General features: G+C 60.8%; 3 protein-coding genes. All 3 read right to left on the bottom strand.

The features are described from left to right. Positions 1-214: 214 nt before the first annotated feature. Positions 215-1,228, bottom strand: coding sequence for a UDP-glucose 4-epimerase GalE (gene galE, locus ABYV89_RS14880; RefSeq protein WP_432823720.1), 1,014 nt, complete (start codon positions 1,226-1,228; stop codon positions 215-217). 545 nt (positions 1,229-1,773) lie between these two features. After that, entirely contained in the window at positions 1,774-2,133 is a 360-nt protein-coding gene (locus ABYV89_RS14875) for a PilZ domain-containing protein (RefSeq protein WP_432823719.1), read from the bottom strand. Between the two features lie 376 nt (positions 2,134-2,509). After that, a partial coding sequence (locus ABYV89_RS14870; protein WP_432823718.1) for a penicillin-binding protein 1A occupies positions 2,510-4,340 on the bottom strand: 1,831 nt, incomplete at its 5' end.

Raw genomic sequence — 4,340 nt, 5'->3', positions numbered from 1 at the left:
GGGTCTGCATACGCCAGTCAAATTCTTCTGGACGCTGATTTTCATGATGAACGCTGATCAGGCAAAGGCTTAACTTCGGGGTTAAAATCATCCGGGTTTATCAGCGTTCATCTGCGTTCATCAGCGTCCCATTAAATCTGGCCTTTGACCTCAGGGGCTGCAGGCATCCTTGAAGCCCTGAAAAACTACTCTACCACAGAAGGTTGCGACGCCATCACTCCGGATAGCCCTCGGGATTCCCCTGCTGCCAATGCCATCCGTCGCGGCACATCATCTCGAGATCCCGCTCGGCCTGCCAGCCCAACTCTTCTTTGGCATAGCCCGGATCCGCCCAGCAGGCGGCGATGTCGCCAGAGCGCCGTGGCACCAGCTGATAGGGGATTTCACAACCGGAGACGCGGGAGAAGGCGGCGATCATCTGCAGCACGCTGTACCCCTGCCCGGTTCCGAGGTTGCAGATCACCAGGCCCGGTGCGGCCGCCAGGCGTTCGAGGGCGCGCAAATGACCGATTGCCAGGTCGACGACATGGATGTAATCGCGCACGCCGGTGCCGTCGACGGTGGGGTAATCGGAGCCGAAGACCGACAGCTGCTTCCGCTGGCCGACGGCGACCTGGGTGATGAAGGGGAAGAGGTTGTTGGGGATGCCCTTGGGATTCTCACCGATCCGGCCACTGGCGTGGGCGCCGACCGGATTGAAGTAACGCAGGATGACGATGCGCCAGTCGGGATCGGAGGCGTGCAGATCGCGCAGCATCTCTTCGATGAAGAGCTTGGTGCGCCCGTAAGGGTTGGTGGCGCCGGTCGGCGCGTCTTCTTTGATCGGCAGCTGCTGGGGATCGCCGTAGACGGTGGCCGAGGAGCTGAAGACCAGCCGCTTGCAGCCGTATTCGGCCATCACTTCACAGAGGGTGGCGGTGCCGGCGATATTGTTCTGATAGTAGGCCAGCGGCTTTTCGACCGATTCGCCGACGGCCTTCAGGCCGGCGAAATGGATCACCGCCTCAGGGCGATGGGCGGCAAAGATCTGCTGCAGGGCGCTGCGGTCACAGATGTCGGCTTCGACAAATTGCGGCGCGCTGCCGGTGATCTCGGCGATCCGCTGCAGCACTACCGGCGAGCTGTTGGAGAGGTTGTCGACCACGACGACCTGTTGCCCGGCCTGCAGCAACTCCACCACCGTGTGGGATCCGATAAAACCGGCACCGCCGGTGACTAGAACGTTCATAATTATCGCGTTTCCTTTTGCCCTTTGCGACCCTGCTGGCCGGAAGTCGTTTCTTGACTGTTATGATCGGGGCTTTTCTCGCCGATCCCATGCCAAACGGAGCCTAATGAAATTTTTCTTTCTGCGTCCCTGAAACAGAAAAACGCCCATCACTTGACTAGCTGATGAACGCTGCGAACCGACAATTGCTCCTCCTTAAACCAAGCCAACCGAGCGATGACGCCTCCTGTCACGTTAGCTTTTTCTTTTGCTGCATTGTTGACAACAGGAAAAAGCTATTTAATCTTAAAGCTTGGCCTAAGTCAACGCAAATATCTTCGCTCTAATATATAGTCATATATGGTAGCAATATACCTTCCTGGTTTTTTTCCGCTTGCTCCCCAGGTAACATTTCTTGCTGGTTGACCAGTCTAAGGGGAAGGCCCAACGCCGGATGCGGACACCTGGGGAGCCGTTCGGGACAGCATACGCAATTCAAATTCTTCTGGACGCTGATCAGGCAAAGGCGTAATTCCGGGGTTAAAATCGACCGCGGTGGCGGAGGGCTATTGCTGGTCGACTGCGGTGCAGTTCGCAAGGAAATGGTCGAGTTCGGCTTTGCGCCCGGGGGAGAGATCGGTGAACTGCAGGCCGCGGCGCCGCATCGGGATGTAGCCATATTCTATGGCAGCGTCTGATACCGACGTTACCGGGAGATTGCTTAGTGTGCAGTTGTCGCCGAAGTGGATGTCGAGTTCGCCGGGGTGTTCGTTGAGCTTGTGATCTCCGAGATACCGGAAGGCGAGGCCGCCGCAACTGATGTCGATGACATGAAACAGCACGTCGGGGGCGGTGCTGAGGCGGGCCAGAGTTCGCTGCCGGGTCTGATATCGCCTGTCTTTGCGCTGCTCTCGAACCTGGTCCATGGTCAACCCCTCTCCCGTTTGCTGCTTTTACAAAGCTCCCTTTAACGGATTGTATTCGCTCAAGACCTACCCCCGATGATATTGCAAAATTCAAACCACAAAAAACCCCTTGACAATCCAGCAACATCGGATACTCAAGCCGGTCGGTGTTAAAATTTTCGACAACTTTTCGGGGGCGAAACGGCCGGCATCCCTTCATCCCTGTCAATTCGCCTGCAAGCTTTCGCCGTCTTGTTCGGTTATTGCTGTTAAGCTGACCTAAAAACCAAAACCTTCTTTTGCGAATACAGCACAGATAAAGGCGGATAAATGCAGATGATCGCTCAATGTGCGACGATTTGCTATTGATCCGCCTTCAGTCCTTCCGCCTTCCGCCTCAATAATCATTCAAATCGATCCGGAAAAAGTCCCGGGCCGACGGCTGGTTCTCGTCGATGGCGTATCGAGTGGGGGCCGTTCCGGGGGCGAAGGCCTCGATAGTGACCTCGGGGCTGTCTTCGGGGGCGAGCAGCCCGGAGGCGGGGTCGATGGGGCGAAACTCGATGTCGTCGGGGACGGCGAACTCGCGGGGCTCGAACTGCTTGACCGCTTCTTTCATGAAGCCCAGCCAGGCGGGGAGCGCGGCGCGGGCTCCGGTCTCTCGTTTGCCCAGCGGCCGCTCCTGGTCGTAACCGCTCCAGGCGATGGCGACCAGCTGCGGCACGTAGCCGGCGAACCAGGCATCCTTGAGGTCGTTGGTGGTGCCGGTCTTGCCGGCCGCCGGCCGCCCCAGCTCGCGGGCGCCCTTGCCGGTGCCGTCGCGGATGACACTTTCCATCAGGTTGGTGACCAGGTAGGCGGTTTCGGGGGAAATGACCCGTTCGGGGGTGAGCTTGATCAGGCGCTGGTCGTCGGCCAGGCCGCCGGGAAAGTCGCCGGGGTCGACCGATTCGAGGACCCGCCCGCTGCGGTCGGCGACCCTGGTGATGTAGGCCGGCGAAATGCGCACCCCGCCGTTGGCGAAGACGCTGTAGGCGGTGGCCAGCTCGAGGGGGGTCATTGCCGAGGAGCCGAGGGCGAGGGTCAGGTCACGGTTCAGGGGCGAGCTGATGCCGAGCTTGCGGGCGTAGTTGATCGCGTAGCCGACGCCGATATCTTCGAGGATCTTGATGGTGATGACGTTGTGCGAGAGGGCCAGAGCGCTGCGGAACGAGGTCGGACCGTGGAAGGCCTTTTCGTAGTTCTTCGGCTTCCATTCGGTCTCTTCGCCGGACTCGGTGGTACTGCGATAGACCAGCGGGGTGTCGAGAATCATGGTGGCCGGGGTATAGCCCTTGTCGAGGGCGGCGGCGTAGATGATCGGCTTGATCGCCGAGCCGGGCAGGCGGCGGGCCTGGATGACCCGGTTGAACTGGCTGGCGTAAAAATCGTAGCCGCCGACCATCGCCTTGACCTGGCCGCTGTAGGGGTCGAGGGCCACCAGCGCCCCCTGGGCCTGCGGCTCCTGGGCCAAAGAGAGCACGAGGCTGCCGTCTTCGCGCAGCTGTTCGACCCGCACCCGCAGCAGCGAGCCGAGCGGCAGCCGGGTTTCTTTGCCTTCGGCGTTGCCCATCGGTTTCTGCCCGGCGGCGACGACCTTGACCGTGCCGGCCCAGCCCAGCCCCTTGCGCGGGATCTCGCCGCTGCGGTCACCGAGCCGCAGCTGCAGGGCCGAATCGGTCGAGCCGTTCAGCACCGCATCGAGGTAGCCGCCGACGACCGGCGGGTTTTCGGCCAGGTCGCTGGCCTGCTCGAGGAGAAATTCTTCTATCGTGGCGGCATCGAGGATCTTCTCGGGGGCCCGGTAGCCGTGGCGCCGGTCGTGCTCACGCAGGTTTTCCTGCACCGCTTTCTGGGCGGCCTGCTGCATGGCCAGGTTCATGCTGGTGTGCACCTGCAGCCCGGCGGTATAGAGGCGTTCTTCGCCGTAGGTCTGCTCGAGGTGGCGGCGGACCTGCTCGGTGAAATAGGCGGCATCGCGGATATTGATATTGGTGCGGGGATGGATGGTCATCTCGACCTTGAGGGCCGCGGCCGCTTCTGCGGGGCTGATATAGCCTTCTTCGACCATGCGGCCGAGGACGTATTTCTGGCGCTCTTTGGCCTTGGCGAAATGCCGGTAGGGGGAGTAGCGGCTGGGGGCCTGGGGGAGCCCGGCCAGCAGCGAGAACTCGGCCAGTCCCAGCTCT

Source organism: Trichloromonas sp., from assembly GCF_041583255.1.
Classification (GTDB): Bacteria; Desulfobacterota; Desulfuromonadia; order Desulfuromonadales; family Trichloromonadaceae; genus Trichloromonas.
This window is presented reverse-complemented; position numbering and strand designations above follow the sequence as displayed.